At 56.3% G+C, this 18,785-nt stretch carries 21 protein-coding genes and 1 pseudogene; 14 read left to right on the forward strand and 8 right to left on the reverse strand.

Annotation, left to right across the window (positions count from 1 at the left end):
* Nucleotides 1-4: 4 nt before the first annotated feature.
* The 3 genes from AU14_RS01660 to AU14_RS01670 are packed head-to-tail and all read right to left on the reverse strand — an operon-like array spanning nt 5 to nt 2,207.
* Complete coding sequence (locus AU14_RS01660) at nt 5-790, reverse strand: SDR family NAD(P)-dependent oxidoreductase (protein ID WP_041338381.1); 786 nt, start codon at nt 788-790, stop codon at nt 5-7.
* On the reverse strand, nt 787-1,254 hold the full coding sequence (locus AU14_RS01665; RefSeq protein WP_041338383.1) for a nuclear transport factor 2 family protein: 468 nt from the start codon (nt 1,252-1,254) through the stop codon (nt 787-789). Before AU14_RS01665 ends, AU14_RS01660 begins: the two co-directional genes overlap by 4 nt.
* Nucleotides 1,251-2,207 (reverse strand): acyl-CoA desaturase, encoded by a 957-nt coding sequence (locus tag AU14_RS01670; RefSeq protein WP_041338385.1) that lies wholly within the window; start codon nt 2,205-2,207, stop codon nt 1,251-1,253. Before AU14_RS01670 ends, AU14_RS01665 begins: the two co-directional genes overlap by 4 nt.
* Before the next feature lie 139 nt (nt 2,208-2,346).
* On the opposite strand from AU14_RS01670, the gene AU14_RS01675 reads away from it, so the two are divergent.
* Nucleotides 2,347-3,330: an NAD(P)/FAD-dependent oxidoreductase gene (locus AU14_RS01675; protein ID WP_236744279.1), complete on the forward strand. Its 984-nt coding sequence runs from the start codon at nt 2,347-2,349 to the stop codon at nt 3,328-3,330.
* 10 nt (nt 3,331-3,340) lie between these two features.
* Here the strand turns inward: AU14_RS01675 and AU14_RS01680 are convergent, their stop codons facing one another.
* Nucleotides 3,341-4,834, reverse strand: a complete 1,494-nt coding sequence (locus tag AU14_RS01680; RefSeq protein ID WP_041343478.1) for an HD domain-containing protein — start codon at nt 4,832-4,834, stop codon at nt 3,341-3,343.
* A gap of 115 nt (nt 4,835-4,949) precedes the next feature.
* On the opposite strand from AU14_RS01680, the gene AU14_RS01685 reads away from it, so the two are divergent.
* The 7 genes from AU14_RS01685 to AU14_RS01715 all read left to right on the forward strand — a co-directional run bounded on the left by AU14_RS01685 (nt 4,950) and on the right by AU14_RS01715 (nt 10,477).
* A complete protein-coding gene (locus tag AU14_RS01685; RefSeq protein ID WP_041338389.1) occupies nt 4,950-6,158 on the forward strand; it encodes a PP2C family protein-serine/threonine phosphatase in 1,209 nt (402 codons plus the stop codon).
* A 14-nt stretch (nt 6,159-6,172) separates the two neighbouring features.
* Nucleotides 6,173-6,664 carry an STAS domain-containing protein gene (locus AU14_RS01690; protein WP_041338391.1) on the forward strand — a complete coding sequence of 164 codons (492 nt, stop codon included), beginning with the start codon at nt 6,173-6,175 and terminating at the stop codon, nt 6,662-6,664.
* A gap of 70 nt (nt 6,665-6,734) precedes the next feature.
* A complete protein-coding gene (locus AU14_RS01695) occupies nt 6,735-7,802 on the forward strand; it encodes an NAD(P)H-dependent glycerol-3-phosphate dehydrogenase (protein WP_041338393.1) in 1,068 nt (355 codons plus the stop codon).
* Between the two features lie 24 nt (nt 7,803-7,826).
* Complete coding sequence (locus AU14_RS01700) at nt 7,827-8,276, forward strand: SixA phosphatase family protein (protein WP_041338395.1); 450 nt, start codon at nt 7,827-7,829, stop codon at nt 8,274-8,276.
* Between the two features lie 43 nt (nt 8,277-8,319).
* Complete coding sequence (locus tag AU14_RS01705) at nt 8,320-9,216, forward strand: radical SAM protein (RefSeq protein WP_041338397.1); 897 nt, start codon at nt 8,320-8,322, stop codon at nt 9,214-9,216.
* A 31-nt stretch (nt 9,217-9,247) separates the two neighbouring features.
* On the forward strand, nt 9,248-9,805 hold the full coding sequence (locus AU14_RS01710) for a DUF1285 domain-containing protein (protein WP_041338399.1): 558 nt from the start codon (nt 9,248-9,250) through the stop codon (nt 9,803-9,805).
* Between the two features lie 210 nt (nt 9,806-10,015).
* Entirely contained in the window at nt 10,016-10,477 is a 462-nt protein-coding gene (locus AU14_RS01715) for an FKBP-type peptidyl-prolyl cis-trans isomerase (RefSeq protein ID WP_041338401.1), read from the forward strand.
* A 113-nt stretch (nt 10,478-10,590) separates the two neighbouring features.
* Here the strand turns inward: AU14_RS01715 and AU14_RS01720 are convergent, their stop codons facing one another.
* Entirely contained in the window at nt 10,591-12,243 is a 1,653-nt protein-coding gene (locus tag AU14_RS01720) for an electron transfer flavoprotein-ubiquinone oxidoreductase (RefSeq protein WP_041338403.1), read from the reverse strand.
* A 527-nt stretch (nt 12,244-12,770) separates the two neighbouring features.
* On the opposite strand from AU14_RS01720, the gene AU14_RS01725 reads away from it, so the two are divergent.
* From AU14_RS01725 to AU14_RS20175, 4 genes are all read left to right on the forward strand, one after another.
* Nucleotides 12,771-13,520 (forward strand): electron transfer flavoprotein subunit beta/FixA family protein, encoded by a 750-nt coding sequence (locus AU14_RS01725; protein WP_041338405.1) that lies wholly within the window; start codon nt 12,771-12,773, stop codon nt 13,518-13,520.
* Complete coding sequence (locus AU14_RS01730) at nt 13,521-14,462, forward strand: electron transfer flavoprotein subunit alpha/FixB family protein (protein ID WP_041338406.1); 942 nt, start codon at nt 13,521-13,523, stop codon at nt 14,460-14,462.
* 107 nt (nt 14,463-14,569) lie between these two features.
* A complete protein-coding gene (locus tag AU14_RS20170; RefSeq protein WP_236744280.1) occupies nt 14,570-14,995 on the forward strand; it encodes a putative RNA methyltransferase in 426 nt (141 codons plus the stop codon).
* On the forward strand, nt 14,896-15,411 hold the full coding sequence (locus AU14_RS20175; protein ID WP_236744574.1) for a methyltransferase domain-containing protein: 516 nt from the start codon (nt 14,896-14,898) through the stop codon (nt 15,409-15,411). Before AU14_RS20170 ends, AU14_RS20175 begins: the two co-directional genes overlap by 100 nt.
* A gap of 15 nt (nt 15,412-15,426) precedes the next feature.
* Here AU14_RS20175 and AU14_RS01740 read toward each other — a convergent pair whose 3' ends face one another.
* Together AU14_RS01740 and AU14_RS01745 are read right to left on the reverse strand one after the other, a co-directional pair.
* The gene (locus tag AU14_RS01740) at nt 15,427-15,906 is read right to left on the reverse strand and encodes a hypothetical protein (RefSeq protein ID WP_041338407.1); all 480 of its coding nucleotides are present in this window, start codon (nt 15,904-15,906) and stop codon (nt 15,427-15,429) included.
* A gap of 15 nt (nt 15,907-15,921) precedes the next feature.
* Nucleotides 15,922-16,251 (reverse strand): hypothetical protein, encoded by a 330-nt coding sequence (locus AU14_RS01745; RefSeq protein WP_094191124.1) that lies wholly within the window; start codon nt 16,249-16,251, stop codon nt 15,922-15,924.
* Nucleotides 16,252-16,461: 210 nt separating this feature from the next.
* Between AU14_RS01745 and AU14_RS01750 the strand changes: the two genes are divergently transcribed.
* Both AU14_RS01750 and AU14_RS01755 read left to right on the forward strand, forming a co-directional pair.
* Complete coding sequence (locus AU14_RS01750) at nt 16,462-16,878, forward strand: hypothetical protein (protein ID WP_041338409.1); 417 nt, start codon at nt 16,462-16,464, stop codon at nt 16,876-16,878.
* 33 nt (nt 16,879-16,911) lie between these two features.
* A pseudogene (locus AU14_RS01755) lies at nt 16,912-18,151 on the forward strand (saccharopine dehydrogenase family protein).
* Nucleotides 18,152-18,160: 9 nt separating this feature from the next.
* Here the strand turns inward: AU14_RS01755 and AU14_RS20180 are convergent.
* The gene (locus AU14_RS20180) at nt 18,161-18,730 is read right to left on the reverse strand and encodes an ATP-binding cassette domain-containing protein (protein WP_236744281.1); all 570 of its coding nucleotides are present in this window, start codon (nt 18,728-18,730) and stop codon (nt 18,161-18,163) included.
* Between the last annotated feature and the right edge of the window lie 55 nt (nt 18,731-18,785).

Here is an 18,785-nt window from a genome sequence, read left to right on the forward strand (position 1 = left end):
CTAGTTATTTGTTCGTGCTCTTCCTTGCCATGCTCGCCGCCATGCGATCAATCGCTCTCTGCGGCAACGCTCCAAGGGTGCGAAGCATCCAGGTAAAGCGCTTGGGGAAGGCGATTTCATTCTTGCCCTTCGCCAGGCCGGCCACAATCCGTTCTGCAGCATCGTCTGCAGTCACGAGAAAGGGCATTGGGAAGTCGTTTCGGTCGGTCAGGGGTGTTTTCACAAAGCCCGGCGATACCACAACCACGTCGATGCCTTCTTTCGCCAGGTCCGCTCTCAAGGCCTGGGCAAAATAAGTCAACGCCGCTTTCGAGGCGCCATAGCCTTCAGCTCGTCCGAACGGAAACCACCAGGCCGAGGAGCTGACAATCACCAGCGTTGCCGGCAGGCCCTTGGCGCGGGTTCGGCGCAGAGCGGGTAGGGCAATGTCCACACAGCGCGCGGTGCCAATGACATTGGTATGAATGTTCTTTTCGATCACATCACTGTCGTAATGGGTGATGTCCAGGTACTCGCAGGTACCCGCGTTCAGAATCGCCATGTGCAGATCGCCTTGATCCTCGAGCACGTTAGCGATCGACTTCAGGTCCTCTTTGCTGGTGGTGTCACCGGCGGCCGCTACAATCCTCTCCGGTGCCGCGGCCTTAAGGTCTTCCAAAGGCTGCTGGCGACGTCCGGTAATGACCAGATTGTGACCACCACGGGTGAGCGCCTGGGTTACAGCCTCGCCAATGCCAGAGCTTGCTCCGGTGATCCAGATATTGGATTTGCTTTGCAGACGTTCACTCATCCGGCGTATCCCTTTATGAATCGGATGATTCGGCCAACGAGGGGGAGATTCTCGTACAGCAACTGACCAGCATCGAAATAATCCCGGTGATAACAGACCTTGCCATCCCGTATCCGTAGGTGGCTGATTCCATCCACCATGATTTCGCGGCCCCGTTTGATGCGCTTGTGGCGTAGATGCATAACCCAGGGAATGGCGACGGTGGCCCCATGCGTTACCGGTTCGGAGAAGTCGAAACGGCAGCTAATGGCATTGGCATACGCCCCGGCGAAATAATGGGTAAGCTGATCCAAACCGCGAACAGCGCCGAGAGGATCCTGAAACTGCACATCTTCACTGTAGACTTGTGACAGCTTGTTCAGGTTTCCCTTGTCCAATTCGTTAAACAACTGCGTGAACTGAGCCAGAGTGGCTGGAACCGCGGAATCCTGCGATCCGACTTCTATGGCTGAGGCGGTTTTCATGCTCGAGTCCTCCTCGCTTTGTCCAGTTGACGGGTTTCTTCCTGAATGTGTTTGGGAATTGGCTTTAGCTCCCAGATAATGCCGAAGCGGGACAGTAGCCACAGGCCATACCAGGTCACATCGATTTCGTACCAACGAAAGCCCTGACGTACGGTCTGTGGCCAGCGATGATGGTTGTTATGCCATCCCTCGCCCAGCGTTAGCAGTGCCAGCCAGAAGTTGTTGCGGCTGCCATCAGAGGTCTCGAAACGGCGCTTGCCCCAGACATGGGAAAGCGAGTTGATCGAGACGGTCGCATGGAATAAAGCCACGGTTGAGATGAAGAAGCCCCAGACCAGAAGTTGTAAGCCATTGGTGCCCAAGTCCGGCGCCCAGTGCGCCAAGGCTTCACCGAGCCCGAAGATGCTTACCGCTGCCATGGCCGGAACGACCGCGTCAAACCGGTTAATAAATCTAAGCTCCGGGAACTTCATCCAGTCCTTCACCCGGCGCTCGTCCATGGCGAAGCCTGCATCGCAAGTGAACCAGCCCACGTGCGACCACCAGAACCCGCCTTGGTGAGGGGAGTGCAGGTCCTGCTCCTGGTCGGAGTGCTGGTGGTGATGCCGGTGGTGAGCCGCCCACCATAGTGGCCCGCGTTGGGCCGCACTGGCACCGAGCAGGGCGAAGAAAAACTGGGCCGGTCGACTGGTTTTAAAGGTTTTATGAGCGAAATACCGGTGATAGAAGCCGGTGATGGCAAACATTCGCACCAGGAAAAACACGAACGCGAACGTGGCCGCGAACGCGCTGACCCCGGTATACAATGCTAAAAAGCACGCCACATGTAGCGCCAGGAACGGAATTACACGGATAAAGTTGAAGGCGCGGGAGCTGGTATCAATGTGATCCGAACCCGCAGAGGCGTCGAACCACCTCAGAATGTTTGTAAGCCAGTTTTGCACTCGGGTCATACCCTGTTTGCCTTTGTTTCCTAAATTGAATCTTGAGAGCGTGATCATCCAAGAGGTTCGGACGAAACACTTGCAGGGTTGTACGTTTTAACTTGTTACTTTGGATGCACAATAGACTATGAATAATCAGTCAGCTCAGATGCCTGTTATACGCCGGGTAGCCATCGTTGGTTCAGGTCTGTCCGGTTTGACGGCTGGAATTCGGCTGCAACAACAAGGACATGACGTAAAAGTGTTCGAGAAAAGCCGGGGTCCCGGAGGCAGGCTTGCCGCAAAGCGGGTACCGGGCGGCTCCGCTGACGTGGGTGCCCAGTACTTCACTTCCCGGAATCCAGAGTTTTTGCCGTTTCTACGAAAATTTGCAGGCGATCAGAGTTTCGCGATCTGGCCGGGTCGGTTTGGATTCCTCGACAAGTCCGGCAATTGGGGCAGCTTTCCGGATGAACCCCGCTACGTCGGTGCGCCCAGAATGACCGCAATCACCCGGGCATTGTCACGCCATGTCGACGTAACCGCTGAAACCCGGGTCGAGCGGCTCGAACGTTCAGGCGATCAATGGCTGCTGGTCGATACCGAAGGCAATTTTCTGGGGGAGTTTGACCAGGTCATTATCACCGCGCCCCCGGCACAGGCCCAAACCTTACTGGCAAACAGTCAGCTTTCCGGCCTTGTGGCGGAACTGGAGGCGCCGGTACAGAAGGTGCTGCCATGCTGGGCCGTTGCAGCCCATTTCGAAAGTTCGCCCTGGTCCCATCACGAGGGCATGAGGGTTGAACACCCGGTGCTTTATTGGCTTGCCAACAACTCCAGCAAACCCGGGCGAGAGGACGACGGACACTGGTGGGTTCTGCACGCCAACCCGGAGTGGACCGAACAACATGTGGAAACCCCGGCCGAGCGGGTCGCGGAACTGATGGTCGATGCTTTCCGGGAGCTAACCGGGTTCAGTACCGAGCCAGACAACCTGGTCACGCACCGGTGGCTATATGCGCGTTCCCGGGATGGTGATCAGCCCGGGCACCTGTGGTTTGCCGAGAACAGCATCGGTATCGCCGGAGACTGGTTGTCCGGTGGGCGAGTGGAGGGTGCTTTCAACAGCGCCAGCACTCTGTCGCGGCGATGACGGCAGAACGCTAGAACTCGCTCCCGGAACGATCACGGTCGTCCGTGGCAGTTACCGCCGGCCGGGTGTAGAAATGCGTGATGGTGCCATCGCGGAATTTGCTGAAGAAAGCGCTGACATCGGTGATCTTCTTGACCGACCGTTTCCGGGTGATGGGAGCACGGATCAGTACTTTGATGCCATTAAAGTTATCCTGAATGTTGGAGAAGCGGGCCCGCATTGAGCAGGTCACGACTTTGTCCGCATCCAGGCCCAGTTCCTGCGCCAGCCAGGCGCTGTGGCGCTCGATGGCACGCTGGCTAAGGTCTTCTCGAGTGTCGAGGTGGTCCAGCTTGATCCGGTTCACTATGCAGAACGAAAAGCTGCCGGGATGCTTGCGGGCCACTTTCCGGAACGCTTCCCAGAAAAAGTTATCCGTCAGTTCCGCGAAGTAGCGCATATCGCTGAGGCAGGTATCCACCCATTCGAAATTCTCGGGGTCCTCGAGCACTTCATTGATCGCCTCCCTTAAGAGCCAGTCAAACCCGAGCGCTGTTTTGTGGGCGTAAACCTTTCGGTACATCTGATGGCGGCTGTAGACAAAATCCTCCAGCGCGCCGAGACCTTTCTGAGTGATTGCCAGGCCCAGCCAGGGCTCAGAAACATCCCATCCGAAACGCAGGTTGCTCAGCAGGTGGTCCAGATTGAAGCCGCCGATGGTGACTGAGGAGTGAAATCCGTCCCGGAGCATGTAATCGGCGCGATCGGCATCAATTTCACCGGAGACAATCGATTTCAACAGGTCCATGACCATCCGCGGAACATCGCGACCGATCAGTGAGGCGGATTCTGCGTCTTCACCTGCAATAAAGGCCCAGAAAGTCTGGGCATGGCGGCAAAAGGTCTCACTGGGCCTAACGTCGGTGGTTTCCATTATGCCGATGACATCCCGGGCATGGAGGCCAGCGAGTTCAAGGTCCACCGCGGACAGGACATCATGGGCCACGCGCACCGAGTAGTGTTCGTGCTCAAGTTCTGCCGGCTCCTCACTGTGGTAAACGGAAAAATCCACTCCTTGCCAGAGGTCGGCAAAACGGCCGGGGCGTGACATCAGCGCCCGGATTCGTCGAGCCTGGGTAAACTGATGGGAAAAGCTTGAGTGGCCACTATCATGCAGTAGACAGCCAAGTCGAATGGTTTTCGCCAGGTAGTCAATGGCATCGAGCTGGCTCAGGCTGAGATCGGTAAGATCACTGAGCTGGCGCTCCCGCAGGTAGGCGTCAATCATGGACCGGAACATCCGGCTCCCCACATGCATCACGCCGATGCTGTGCAGGAAACGGGAATGGGTGGCCCCTGGAAAGACAAGGCTCAAGATATCGTTCTGGCAGATGTTCCTTAGGCGCTGGAACAGCGGGTGGTCGATCACCTGGATCTCATGCCGGTAGAGTGGGATTCCGCCATGCACCGGATCCATGATCAGCTTGTCATAAGCGCCAAGTAAATCGTTTACCGCTCGTCTCATCGCCGGAATTCCCCCCAATTTCATCAAACTGGCCTTGTTATATCACAGGGTCGTGCCAGAATAGGCGTATTAACGCCATTTTTTCTTTTATCGCTGGTAGCTTAGGGCAGTAGCCATGACCTCGCGCACCGAGCGCATACTCATTATTGACGCCGATGAAAAGGCCCGCGCGGATCTGTCCCGCTATCTGGAAGCTCGAGGCTTTTACGTTTCCGGATCCACCAGTGTTGCCTCTGCCAAGACCCTGTTCGACGACAATGCTCCCGACGTAATCTTTGCCGATCTGCCGCCGGAATCGATCAAAGATTTGGCTTCAAGGCTGGAAGAGGCGGATGTTTTCTCTCCCATTGTCTGCTGTTCCACCAGCGAGGCCAGTGCCGATGTCGTGAGCGCGCTTCGGGCCGGCGCCGCCGATTTTGTCCTCAAGCCCTGCAATAACGACAAGGGCGCGCTGGACGACGTGATTGAAAAGCTGTTTGACCGGGTTCGGGTGAATCGGCTCAACCAGTTGTATCGCCAAGAACTGGAAGAAGCCAACCGTGATCTGCGCAATGGCATCGCCGAATTGCGGGCGGATCAGCGGGCTGGCCGGAAAGTGCAGCTAAGAATGCTTCCGGACCACGTTCAGGACGTAGCAGGCCTGAAGGTAGACCACCTGATCAAGCCGTCTCTGTATCTGAGTGGTGATTTTCTGGACTATTTCCAGATTTCGCCGAACCAGGTTCTGGTGTACATCGCCGACGTGTCGGGCCATGGCGCCAGTTCTGCGTTCGTGACGGTGTTGCTTAAAAACCTGACCAATCGCTTGCAGCGCAACCTACGCCGACACTCCAGCGACGATATCCTTTATCCTGATCGTTTTCTGGAGCGCATCAACTCTGAATTGCTCGATACGGGTCTCGGCAAACACGTAACCGTATTTGTTGGCATTATTTCCATCGCCGAGCGTACATTGACCTATGCAGTTGGGGCCCATTTTCCCATGCCGATTCTTTCATTTGAGGGCGGGGAAGCGGCGTTTCTCGAAGGAAGTGGTTTGCCAGTAGGGCTTTTCGAGACGCCAACGTGGGAGGTTTACGAAATTCCCCTAGATAAACCGTTCCGGTTAACCCTGTTCTCAGACGGCATATTAGAGGTCATTCCGGCAAAAAGCCTGGATGAAAAGGAAAGGACACTACTTGAACTCGTGTCTGGAGGTCGTCACACTATCGCCTCCTTGAGCGAGGCTCTAAATCTCGACGAGATCACGGAATTACCGGATGATATAGCGATCGTCTCGGTAACTGACGCCATAATGGATTCAGTCAACAGGTCGTCGAAATAGTGGCAGTGTGAAGCATGGCTGGTTATAAGATCCTGCAAGCTGACAAACAGGGCATTTATGTCCTGAAGTTTATTGGAGAAATCCGGCTGAACCTATGTTCAACGCTGGACCATCTAGTTGAGTCCATTACTCAGGACCCCGAATTCAAGACCGTGGTGATCGATCTCACTGAAACCGAGATCATCGACAGCACCACACTGGGCCTGCTAGCCAAAATTGCGATGGCCGCTCAGAAGCAGAGCAACTTTCTGCCTACACTGATCTCCACCAATCCGGATATTACCCGCATTATCACTTCCATGGGGTTCGACAAGATATTCATCATTGTCAGGGAACCTGCGTCCCGCATTGAAGAGCTTGAAGAAATCCCGGTACTGAAAGCCAGCGAACAGCAGGTTCGAGATAAAGTACTTGATGCTCACAAGGTGCTTATGGGGCTAAACAGTCGAAACAGGGAAGAGTTCAAGAATCTGGTACGTGCTCTTGAGTGTGAAGAGACCGGCTAAAGGCAGTGCCGTTTCGCCGATTCGGAATCATCCGGATTCTCACCCGACTAGATAACACAACGGATTAACTATGCCTGAGAAAAATGCACCTCAAGACAATGGCGGCGCCGTTCCGGTGCACGATGTAGCCGTTCTTGGCGGTGGCAGTTTTGGTACCGCAATGACTAAGGTGCTGGCAGAAAACGGTCATCGCGTGCATTTCTGGATGCGCGATGCGGCCCAGGTTGAGGAAATCAGCACCACCTCCATCAATAGTCGGTACATGCCCGATGTTAAATTGAGCGGAGATGTCCTGCCTACGACCGATCTGGCCGAAGCTGTCGGCAAGGCCGAAATCGTATTTGTCGCCATTCCCAGCAAAGCCTTCCGAGCCGTAATTCGGGAACACTGCGATGAGTTCCGCGACGGTCAGATTGTTATCAGCCTGACCAAGGGCATCGAAGAGCACGGCTTCAAGCTGATGAGTGAGATTCTCCAGGAGGAGATTCCCCGCTGCCGTATTGGCGTCTTGAGTGGGCCCAACCTGGCCGGAGAAATCGTTAACCGCGACCTGACCGCCACGGTAATTGCCGCCAAAGACCCCGATGTACGCCGCACCGCCCAGGATTTGCTGGGCTGCGAATACTTCAGGGTTTACGCGAACGTTGATATCTATGGTGTTGAATTAGCAGGCGCTTTGAAGAATATCTACGCCATTGTTGCGGGCCTGTCATCGGCCCTGGACATGGGCGAGAACGCCAAGGCCATGCTGATTACCCGAGGCCTGGCAGAGATGAGTCGCTTTGCCGTCAGCCTGGGGGCAAACCCCATGACGTTTATGGGGCTGGCGGGTGTTGGCGACCTCATCGTGACCTGTACCTCGTCCAAGAGCCGGAATTTCAGGGTGGGTTACGCTGTCGGCAAAGGCCAGAATTTGGACGACGCCGTTGCCGATCTGGGCCAGGTGGCCGAGGGTATCTACACCCTGAAGCTGGTGAAGGAAAAGTCCGAGGCAATAGGCATCTATATGCCGTTGGTTCGCGGTCTGTATGAAATCCTTTACGGCAACGCGTCGATCAAAGCGGTCATTAACAGCCTGATGATGGCGGTGCAGAACTCCGACGTGGAGTTCATTCTGCCCCGCACCATCACTCAGTAACGCCCAAGCACCGGAGGATTGCCCGTGCAAGTGCTCGTGATGCGCCATGGTGAAGCGGGTTGGCATACGCTAGACCGGGAGCGGGAACTGACCGAAGTCGGCCGGCTTCATGCCGCCGAGTGTGCCGCTCAGATTGCGGATTCGCCCTGGCGGCCGAAGCTGATCTGGACCAGTCCGTACGTGCGGGCGCGCGAAACCGCGGCCATCGTGTCCGAAATCCTGAATTGCCCGGTGGAGGAAAAGCCGTTTCTGACCCCGGACGATGATCCGGGGCTCTGCCTGGACGCGCTGCTGGAGCATCAGACCTCACCGTTGTTATTGGTGGCACACATGCCTCTGGTAGGCAGCCTGTCTACCTTGCTGGTGGATGGTCATCGTCATGGCATCCCGTTCATGACGTCTCAGGCGGTGGTATTGGATATGCCGGTGGTTGGGCCGGGTTGTGCTGACTTGAAAGCCCAGTTTCTGCCCTGATCTCTTCTCTAACGCACCCACAGTCATGTGTTGAGCCTTTTTTATGTACAGTTTCCCCATCGATTATGTCGAGCCGGTTTTTAGACCGCCCAGTGAAGCCAAATCGCTGATCTTGCCCGTTACCAATGGCTGCTCCTGGAACAAATGCACGTTTTGCGAGATGTACACGCAGCCGCAGAAGAAATTCCGGGCCCGCAAGCCTGAGGACGTTCGCGCCGACATTGAGAAGGCCGCCCGCAGCCTGGGTGGCGTACGGCGGGTCTTTCTCGCTGATGGCGACGCCATGGTATTGCCGACCCGCCGTTTGCTGGAGATCCTGGCCGATCTCAGGGCCGCATTTCCGGACCTGCAGCGTGTGTCCAGCTACTGTCTGCCCCGTAATCTGGCCAAGAAAACGGTGGAAGAGTTGGCTCAGCTGAAAGAAGCCGGCCTGCAGATTCTCTACGTGGGCATGGAGTCCGGAGACGACGAGATCTTGAAGCGGGTAAACAAGGGCGAATCCTGGGAGTCCACCCGTTCAGCGCTGGTGAAAATCCGTGAAGCTGGCCTCACCAGCTCGGTGATGGTGCTCAATGGCTTGGGTGGGGAGAGTCTGTCGCGGCAGCACGCCATTAACACCGCAACCCTGTGTAACGAAACCCAGCCTGATTACCTGTCGACCCTGGTGGTCAGTTTCCCGCAGGGGGAGGAGCGATTCCGATCCGGATTCGGGGATGACTTCGTACCTCTATCCCAGCAAGGCTTGTTCGAAGAGATTCGATTGTTCCTGGAACATCTGGATCTCGAGAGAACGATCTTTCGGAGCGACCACGCCTCAAATTACCTCGTGTTGAAAGGGACCTTGGGGCGGGATAAAGAGAAAATGCTCGAGCAGGTCAATTTCGCCATCACCAACCCTGGGGCTGCGCCGCTCCGGGCAGAGTGGATGCGCGGCTTATAGCCGTACTTTCGATGTTAGCGGGAGTTGTTGCATGAGTCAGAATCCGGAAACCATTGCCGACCAGGTTGAGCAATCTGCAAAAAAATCGGGCCTGCCGCCGCTGGAACAGTGGAATCCTGATTTGTCCGGCGACATGGACTTGCGCGTGTCCCGAGACGGTCAGTGGATCTACAAGGGCGAGCCGCTTGCCCGTGAGGCCATTGTGCGTCTGTTCTCAACCATCCTGCGTCTTGAAGACGATGGCGAGTTTTACCTGGTCACGCCGGTGGAAAAATGGCGCATCCAGGTGGAAGATGCTCCTTTATTGGCCCACTCCCTGATAGTGGAGGCTGACGGGGCAGAACAGGTTATCAAGCTGACCACCAACGTTGGCGAAGTTCTTGAGATTGGTGATGACCACCCGCTGGAGGTGGGAAGCTACGCCGGCACTGATGAGCCGCGCCCGATTATCCATGTGCGCCACGGTGTTACAGCGAGACTGGTAACCGCTGCTTTTTATGATCTGGCAGAGCATGTTGTTGAGCGTGAGGGGCAGACTGGGCCTGAGCTCGGCGTGTTCAGTAACGGAAATTTCTACAAAATTGGGTAGGGTGGTTGAAAACCCTTACCGCGTCCCCATCAATGACGGTAGAAAACGCATTAAGTCAGTTGTTAAACTGTGTTTTCATACTTGTTACGAGCCTGGCTCTCTAACGAGGCCCGGTGGTCGTCAGTCCCTCTGTGCAGTCCGGCTGTTCAAGATCACTTTCGATTGCCTTTAATTCAATTAAACAGTCATTGCGACACGCAAGGAGATCACATGGCCCAACCTCGTGTTGTCACCATCCATTACACGCTCACCAACGATCAGGGAGAAGAGCTGGACTCCTCCCGTGTAGAAGGTCGTGAGCCGCTGTCATACCTGGAAGGTGCTCAGAACATTATCGGTGGACTGGAAAGTGCACTGAACGAAAAGACCCCTGGCGACCAGGTCAAGGTATCTGTTGAGCCGGCTGAAGGTTACGGTGAGCTTAACGAAGAGCTGGTACAGCCGGTTCCCCGTTCTGCGTTTGAAGGCGTCGACACCATCGAGCCTGGCATGCAGTTCCAAGCGCAAACTCCGGGCGGCCCCCAGGTAGTTCGCGTTGTAGAAGTTGGCGATGAAACCGTTACTATCGATGCCAACCATCCGCTGGCAGGTCAGACCCTGCACTTCGACGTAGAAGTTGTTGAAGCGCGCGATGCGACTGACGAAGAGCAAGAGCACGGTCACGCTCACTAAGCTTTTCTGAAGTGTCTGCAAAAACGGCTCCATCTGGAGCCGTTTTTTTATGCCTGGAAGAAAGTCAGGACAAAAAAACGGCCCAATAAAGGGCCGTTTTTCGCTATCCGAACTTACATGTTCGGGTAGTTGGGACCACCGCCACCTTCTGGCGTTACCCAGTTGATGTTCTGAGCAGGATCCTTGATGTCACAGGTCTTGCAGTGAACACAGTTCTGGGCGTTGATCTGGAACTTCTTGCCGCTGCCGTCTTCTTTCTCGACAACTTCGTAAACCCCGGCCGGGCAGTAACGCTGGGCGGGTTCGTTGTACTTAGGCAGGTTCTCGTTCAGCGGGATGTCCGGATCGGTCAGCTTCAGGTGAACCGGCTGATCTTCCTCGTGGTTGGTGTTGGAGATAAACACCGAGGACAGGCGATCAAAGGTCAGCTTGTTGTCCGGCTTCGGGTAGCTGATTTGCTTGGCTTCAGAGGCAGGCTTCAGCGTAGCGTAATCCGGCGTCGTGTCGTGGAAGGTGAATGGCAGGCTGCCGCGCAGGATGTTCTGCTCGACGAATGCGATCGCACCACCGACAAAATTGCCAAATTTGTGCATGGCCGGACCAAAGTTACGCTCGGCGTAAAGCTCCTTGTACAGCCAGCTGTCCTCGAAACGCTGCTGGAAGCTGGTGATTTCCTCGCCGCTTTTGCCTTCTTTCAGGGCTTCGAAGACCGCTTCCGCGCCCAACAGGCCAGACTTCATGGCGGTGTGGGAGCCTTTGATCTTGGAGCTGTTCAGGGTACCGGCATCACAGCCAAGCAACAGACCACCGGGGAAGCTCATCTTCGGCAGGGCGTTGTAACCACCCTTGGAAATGGCACGGGCACCATAGGACACGCGCTTGCCGCCTTCCAGGTACTTGGCGACTTCCGGGTGCAGCTTCAGGCGCTGGAACTCTTCAAACGGACTCAGGTGCGGATTGCTGTAGGACAGATCAGTGATCAGGCCCACGTAAACCTGGCCGTTTTCCAGGTGATAAAGGAAAGAACCGCCAGTTGTACCGCTTTCGCTCAGCGGCCAGCCTGTGGTGTGCACAACCAGGCCTGGCTCATGTTTGGCAGGATCAATGTCCCACAGCTCTTTGATGCCGATGCCGTAGTGCTGTGGATCCTTGCCTTCGTCCAGCTTGAAGTCGTTGATCAGGCGCTTGCCCAGGTGACCACGACAGCCCTCTGTAAACAGGGTGTACTTCGCGCGCAGCTCCATGCCCGGCATGTAGCCGTCTTTCTCGGAGCCGTCACGGGCTACGCCCATGTCACCGGTGATGATGCCCTTGACCTCGCCATCTTCAACAATGGTTTCGGAAGCGGCGAAGCCGGGGTAGACCTCAACGCCCAGCTGCTCGGCCTGCTCGGCCAGCCAGCGGCAAAGGTTGCCCAGGCTGATGATGTAGTTGCCGTGGTTGTGCATGTTCTTCGGCACGAAGCCATTCGGGATCTTGGTGGCTTTTTCCTGGTTCTTCAGCAGGAAAATGTCGTCCCGGGTGACCGGCGTGTTCAGCGGGGCGCCTTTCTCTTTCCAGTCCGGGAAGAGTTCGTTGAGGGCAGTGGGCTCGAATACGGTACCGGCAAGGATGTGCGCGCCGATTTCGGAACCTTTCTCTACCACGCATACGGTGAGTTCTTCGCCAGCTTCCTGTGCCAACTGCATGACACGGCAAGCTGCCGACAGGCCTGCAGGCCCGCCGCCGACGATAAGAACATCAAACTCCATCGATTCGCGTTCCACGTTGGTCTCCTCAAACTTCTTTTAATGGATATTGTGTGCCCGTAGGCTGAATTCTGGGGCGTCATCATACCGGTAAAACTGCCTATAGACGACTGCCCAAAGCCGATCGCACCGACTATTAAGAAAAAGGATATCGTATTTGCAGAATCAAACAAACGTTTGTTTGAAATTCTGCCTCTCCTTTGGCATTGTACGTGTACACCGAAACATCGTGTGTTCTGAGGCGTTTTTTAGTATCGTCTCACTGCCTGGCCCAGTCAACACTGGCCAATGTGCTTGAAAAACGCTCCTGGCGCGTCCGAGCGGGCCTATTGACCCGTTCACCCTTTGCCTGCAGTATTAGTCCGCCGTGACAGCAGGCCCCGCGTGAGGAAGCTGTTTGTAACGTTCGGCGTGAAGGCCCATAATTCTGGCTTCACACCGAAACTACAGGAATCAAGAATACTCCGAGGTCCGCAGCTGCGGGGTCGCAAAAGAGTGTTTCTGATTGCGAGTCTTTAAACCCATCGTAGAAGAACGAGGAATCTATGAAGGTTCTGGTCGCTGTAAAACGAGTAATCGACTACAACGTAAAGGTGCGCGTCAAGCCGGACAACACCGGTGTTGATCTCGCCAACGTCAAGATGGCAATGAACCCGTTCTGTGAAATCGCGGTTGAAGAAGCGGTTCGCTTGAAAGAGAAGGGTGTTGCCAGTGAAATCGTGGTGGTCTCTATCGGCCCGAAAGCAGCACAGGAGCAGATCCGAACTGCACTGGCCCTGGGCGCGGACCGTGGTATCCACGTGGAAACCGACGAAGAGGTTCAGTCCCTCGAAGCGGCCAAGCTGCTGAAAAGTGTTGTCGAGAAAGAAGAGCCGAAGCTGGTTATTCTTGGCAAACAGTCCATCGATTCCGACAACAACCAGACGGGCCAGATGCTCGCAGCACTGACCGGCATGGCGCAAGGCACCTTCGCGTCAGAAGTGGTTGTTGAAGGCGAGAAGGTTAACGTAACCCGCGAAGTAGACGGTGGTCTGATGACCGTGTCTCTGAACCTGCCGGCGGTTGTTACCACAGACCTGCGCCTGAACGAGCCGCGTTACGCCTCGCTCCCGAACATCATGAAGGCGAAGAAGAAGCCGCTCGAGTCCATGAGCCCGGCTGATCTGGGCGTCGACATCGCCCCGCGCCTGTCCACTCTGAAGGTTGAAGCACCTGCTTCCCGTCAGGCTGGCGTGAAAGTGGCAGACGTTGCAGAGCTCGTCGATAAACTGAAGAACGAAGCGAAGGTGATCTAAATGAGCATCCTTGTAATTGCTGAACATGACAACAGCAGCCTGAAGCAGGCTACCCTGAATGTTGTAGCGGCCGCCAAGGCCATCGGCGGAGACATCGACGTCCTGGTTGCCGGCGAAAACTGCGGCGCCGTTGCCGAAGCTGCTGCCAAGGCTGAAGGCGTTAACAAGGTACTGGTTGCCGACAACGCTGCATACGGCCACTTCCTGGGTGAAAACCTGGGTGAGCTGGTTGCCGAAGCAGGCAAGGGCTACAGCCACATTCTGGCCGCTGCCGGTACCGTGGGCAAAGACTTCATGCCACGGGTTGCTGCACTGCTGGACGTTGCGCAGGTATCCGACATCATGCGTGTGGAGTCCGAAGACACCTTCGTTCGCCCGATCTACGCAGGTAACGCGATTGCCACTGTAAAATCCAGTGACAGCATCAAAGTAATTACGGTTCGCCCGACCGCTTTCGACCCGGTTGCCGGTGAAGGTGGTTCCGCCGCTGTCGAACAGCTGGACGTTGTAAAAGACGCTGGTTTGTCCCAATTCGTAAGCGAAGAGCTGGCCAAGTCTGACCGTCCTGATCTGGCAAGCGCCGGTATCGTTGTTTCCGGTGGTCGTGGCATGCAGAACGGCGACAACTTCAAGATGTTGGAGCAGGTAGCTGATCTGATGGGTGCTGCTGTTGGCGCATCCCGTGCTGCTGTCGACGCTGGTTTCGTACCGAACGACATGCAGGTTGGCCAGACCGGTAAGATTGTTGCTCCGCAGCTGTACATTGCCGTGGGCATCTCCGGTGCCATCCAGCACTTGGCTGGTATGTCTGACTCCAAGGTGATCGTTGCGATCAACAAGGACGAAGAAGCACCGATCTTCCAGGTGGCTGATTACGGCCTGGTAGCGGATCTGTTTGAAGCAGTACCGCAGCTGGAAGAAGAGCTGAAGAAAGTTCTGTAACTTTCTGGACGCTTGAAAAAGGCACCTTCGGGTGCCTTTTTTGTTGGGCGGTCATAAAATAGAGCTGCCTGAGTCACCGAACCATCCTGATAGCCGGAATCTTTCCCATGCCCCTCACTCCCTTTGACGCACTGGCGTGCCCACTCGATGGCCAGACTTTGCACCGCGATGGCAATAGCTGGCGCTGCGAATCCGGACACAGCTTTGACATCGCCCGGCAGGGCTATGTGCATTTGTTGCCGGTGCAAAAAAAGCGGTCCCGGGAGCCTGGCGACAGCAAAGACATGGTGGCCGCGCGCCAGCGTTTCCTGAATGCCGGATTCTACGATGCCATCTCCGATGCGGTGAACCGAATTGTGGCCGGCGGCTTGCCGGAAACGGATGTGGTGCGTCTCCTGGATGCGGCTGTGGTGAGGGCTACTACACCCGGCGCCTGGCCGAATCACAGGCAGCAAGCCGCGAGGTTGCGGTGGTTGGTCTGGATATTTCCAAGTGGGCGGTGCTGGCCGCGGCCAAGCAGGACAAACAGCTGAGCTGGGTGGTGGGGAGTAACGCCAATCTGCCGGTTCTGCCCGGTACGCTGGACGCTGTGCTGTGCCTGTTCGGCTTTCCGGTTTACGGTGAATTCCATCGGGTGCTGAAATCAGGTGGTCTTGTTTTGCAGGTCGATGCGGGACCGGATCACCTTCGGGAGCTGCGGGAAATCATCTACCCGGAGCTAAAACCGGAAAAGACCAGAAGTGAGGCCGCGCCGGAAGGCTTCAAATTGGGCGCATCGGAGCCGGTTCGCCACACTCTGACCCTGACGGGACAGGAGACGATTGCCGATTTGCTGGCGATGACCCCACATCTATACCGTGCCAGCGCCGAGGGCCGGGAGAGGGCGGCAAAGCTTAATGAGCTGACGGTCACGGTAGACGTTGTGCTCCACCACTACACAAAGCTCTGATAGCCGCCCGACGGATCATTTCCCGGTCTTGGGGGCGTCGCTTGCACCAGGCTTTTTGGAGGCAAGTTGCTTTTCCGCCTTACCGATAATCAGGGTGTCGGCCAGAATGTGCAGGGCTTTGTTGGTGGTGCGGACGGTTTTGTACACCGTTTTGCTGGTTTGATCGTGGGTTTCACGGGCTTTTCGGGCGCTCTGGCGGAATTCCTCGTCCCGGGAAAACAGGTCGATCAGGCCAAATGTGGTGCTGGAAATCGCCCTGTGAACCTTTTCAACGGCACTGGTGCCGCCGGAGACTGTGTCTTCGAGCAGTTTTGCCCGGTTGCGGACTTCCTCCAGTTCCATCCTGCGTTTCTGGATGTCGCTCTGGGCGGCAATCCGTCGAGCGTTAAGAATCCGTAGCTGGCGTCGAGACGCTTGCAGTTGGCTCAGTGTAAAGCCCAGCGCGATCAGCGAAGCGAGTAGCAGGATTGCCGGAATGATCAGGGAAGTGCTCATGATATCGATCGCCCCTTAGCGGTACTCGATGTGCATCTGGACATCGATTTCCCGCTCCGCCATCTCGGTCTCCAGCTCTTTCATCACTTCCTGATAGACCATTTTTCGCACCATGACCGGCAGCTTGTCGGCAAGCATGCGACCCGAGCGGGATTCCCGCTTGGCGATGGCGATGGGATCCAGCACTCGCATGGTTAGCACCAGCTCGGGATCGGGAGCATCGCCGTCAATGTCGTCGGACTCCATCATCTGCGCGATCATTCTGCGCTGTTCAATGACCTGCCAGCACAGAAAGCCGCTGAAGACGGCAAGAATCAGGCTTACTATCACCAGCGTTGTGATCACTCTTTGCCTCCTCGGCGTCATCATGAGTTCATGCAGTGCAGTGTGCCCGATTAACGACTGTAAGCGATTGGCCCAGCCGACGGGAATGCGGTGGTTTGCATGGAATACAGGCGCAGGCACAGCATGGGCAATAACATTTGCAGTGTGTTGCGGTGCTGTGCAGAATCAACTACTTAAGACTAAAGAATAATTCACTGACAGGGACCCATTATGGTCTGGATTAAAGCTTTTTTCGCCGGTTTTATTGCAACACTGGTCTTTCACCAGGGGTTGTTCATGGTGTTCTACCTGGCTGACATGGTGCCAATGGCGCCCTTCAATTTATCGCCAGTGCCGCCGCTGGGCGTGCCCTCAGTGCTCTCCCTGGCCTTCTTCGGTGGGCTGTGGGGTATGTTGCTTTGGCTTCTTGTTGGCCGTTTGGCCGGGGCCAAGTACTGGCTCGGCCATGTTCTAGTCGGCGCGATCGGGCCAACCGCCGTTGCCATGCTGGTGGTGTTCCCTTTAAAAGGCCTCGAGGCGTCAGCTCAGACGTGGGTTGGTGGCTTGCTGCTTAACGGCTTCTGGGGTCTGGGTGTTGCAGTGTTTATGGTCGTGATGGATGCCCGCGCGCAACGCACGATCGATTAATTACCTAATCATTTAAAACGCAAAGGATAAGCAATGACTAAATCAGCAGAAACGACCTACGATCTGGTCGTATTTGGCGCGACCAGTTTTGTTGGTCAAATACTTACCCGATATCTGCTTGAGACCTATGGACTAGGGAAAACGGTAAACTGGGCCATAGCCGGCCGTTCCGAAGCCAAACTGAACACACTGAAAAGTGATCTTGGCAGCAAGGCAAAGAATCTTCCGGTCATCCTGGCCGATGCCGCTGATGAGCAGGCGCTTCAGGCCATGTGTGCCCAGACCCGAGTGATTATCTCCACCGTGGGCCCCTACGCCTTGTACGGTGAGCCGCTGGTTCAGGCCTGCGTGCGTGCAGGTACAGACTACTGTGACCTGACCGGGGAAGTGCAATGGATCCGCAAGATGGTCGACCGGTATGAAGACGAGGCCAAAGCCTCCGGTGCTCGCATCGTGCATTGCTGTGGCTTCGATTCCATTCCGTCCGACATGGGTGTCTGGTTCCTGCAGCAGCAAGCCGAGCAGACATTTGGTGAGCCGTGCCAGGATGTCCGGATGCGGGTAAAAGCGCTCAAGGGCGAGTTCTCCGGCGGCACCGTCGCTCCATGATGAACATCGCCAAAGAAGCAGGTGCGGATCCCAAGCTGCGCAAAGAACTGGCTAACCCGTTTTCAATTTCTCCAGCAGGACATCGCTCCGAGGCTCGTCAGCCCAGCCTCAAGGGCGCCGAGTACGATAAGACGTTCGACGTCTGGCTGGCGCCGTTTGTGATGGGTGCGATCAACACCCGTATCGTCCACCGTTCCAACGGGCTGCAGAACGCGCGCTATGGGAAGGAATTCACCTACGATGAAGCGATGATGACGGGCCGGGGCATGAAGGGCCGGCTGGCAGCGTACAGCATCACCGGCGGCTTGGCGCTTTCTTCACGGCGTCGGCAATCAAACCCACGCGCTGGTTGGTAGAGAAGTTCGTACCGCAGCCCGGAGAAGGTCCCAGCCCGGAAGCCCAGAAAGCCGGGTACTACGACCTGCGCTTTATGGGCCGTACCCAGGATGGCAAGACCATCATCACCAAGGTAACCGGCGACCAGGACCCGGGCTATGGCTCAACCGGCAAGATGCTGGGCGAAGCCGGTATGTGCCTGGCTTTCGACCTTCCCGTCGAGAAAGAGGGTGGTTTCTGGACGCCGTCCTCTCTGCTCAATGGTAGCCTGATGGACCGCTTAACCACCAAGGCGGGCCTGACCTTTGAGGTTCTGGAAACCCGCTAATTTGCGGGCTCAGGAAATCAGGTGAATCACGCGGTCGGTGTCCGGTAGGGCATCCGGCCCATGGCCCAGCGCAATCACTGCTTTCCCTTTCAGCCAGTACCGCAGGTTCTGACAGATGCGCTCCCGAGTGGGCGCATCTACCCCGGTAAACGGCTCATCCAGTATCAGCAATGGTGCCGGATTCAACAGTACCCTGGCCAACGCAATCCGGCGTGCTTCGCCACCGGACAGCCGGCTTCCGCTGTTGCCCAGCCAGGTATCCAGCAGTTCAGACTCACCCGCGAACCGCTCACCCAATTCCACCAGCTCCAATACCCGCCATATCGCGGCATCGCTCGCCGTGGGGTCGCCCACCAGCAAATTCGCTTTCAAAGTATCCTCAAACAGCACCGTGCTCTGAGTCAGGTAACTCAGTGGCAGGCGCGCTATATCGCCTTGAAAGGGGGGCACCAGACCCGCCAGTACATCGGCAAGGGTCGATTTGCCACTGCCGGAGTGACCAATGATTCCCAGATGCTCCCCGCAGGCGACGTTGATGTTAAAGTGCATGAGGATCGGCGGCGCATCGTCGTATCGCACGCCAAGTTCTGTTGCGAGCAGTGCCGTGCCTTTTGGTGGTTCCCTGGTATGAATG

The sequence above is a fragment of the Marinobacter similis genome (assembly GCF_000830985.1).
GTDB classification, from domain to species: domain Bacteria; phylum Pseudomonadota; class Gammaproteobacteria; order Pseudomonadales; family Oleiphilaceae; genus Marinobacter; species Marinobacter similis.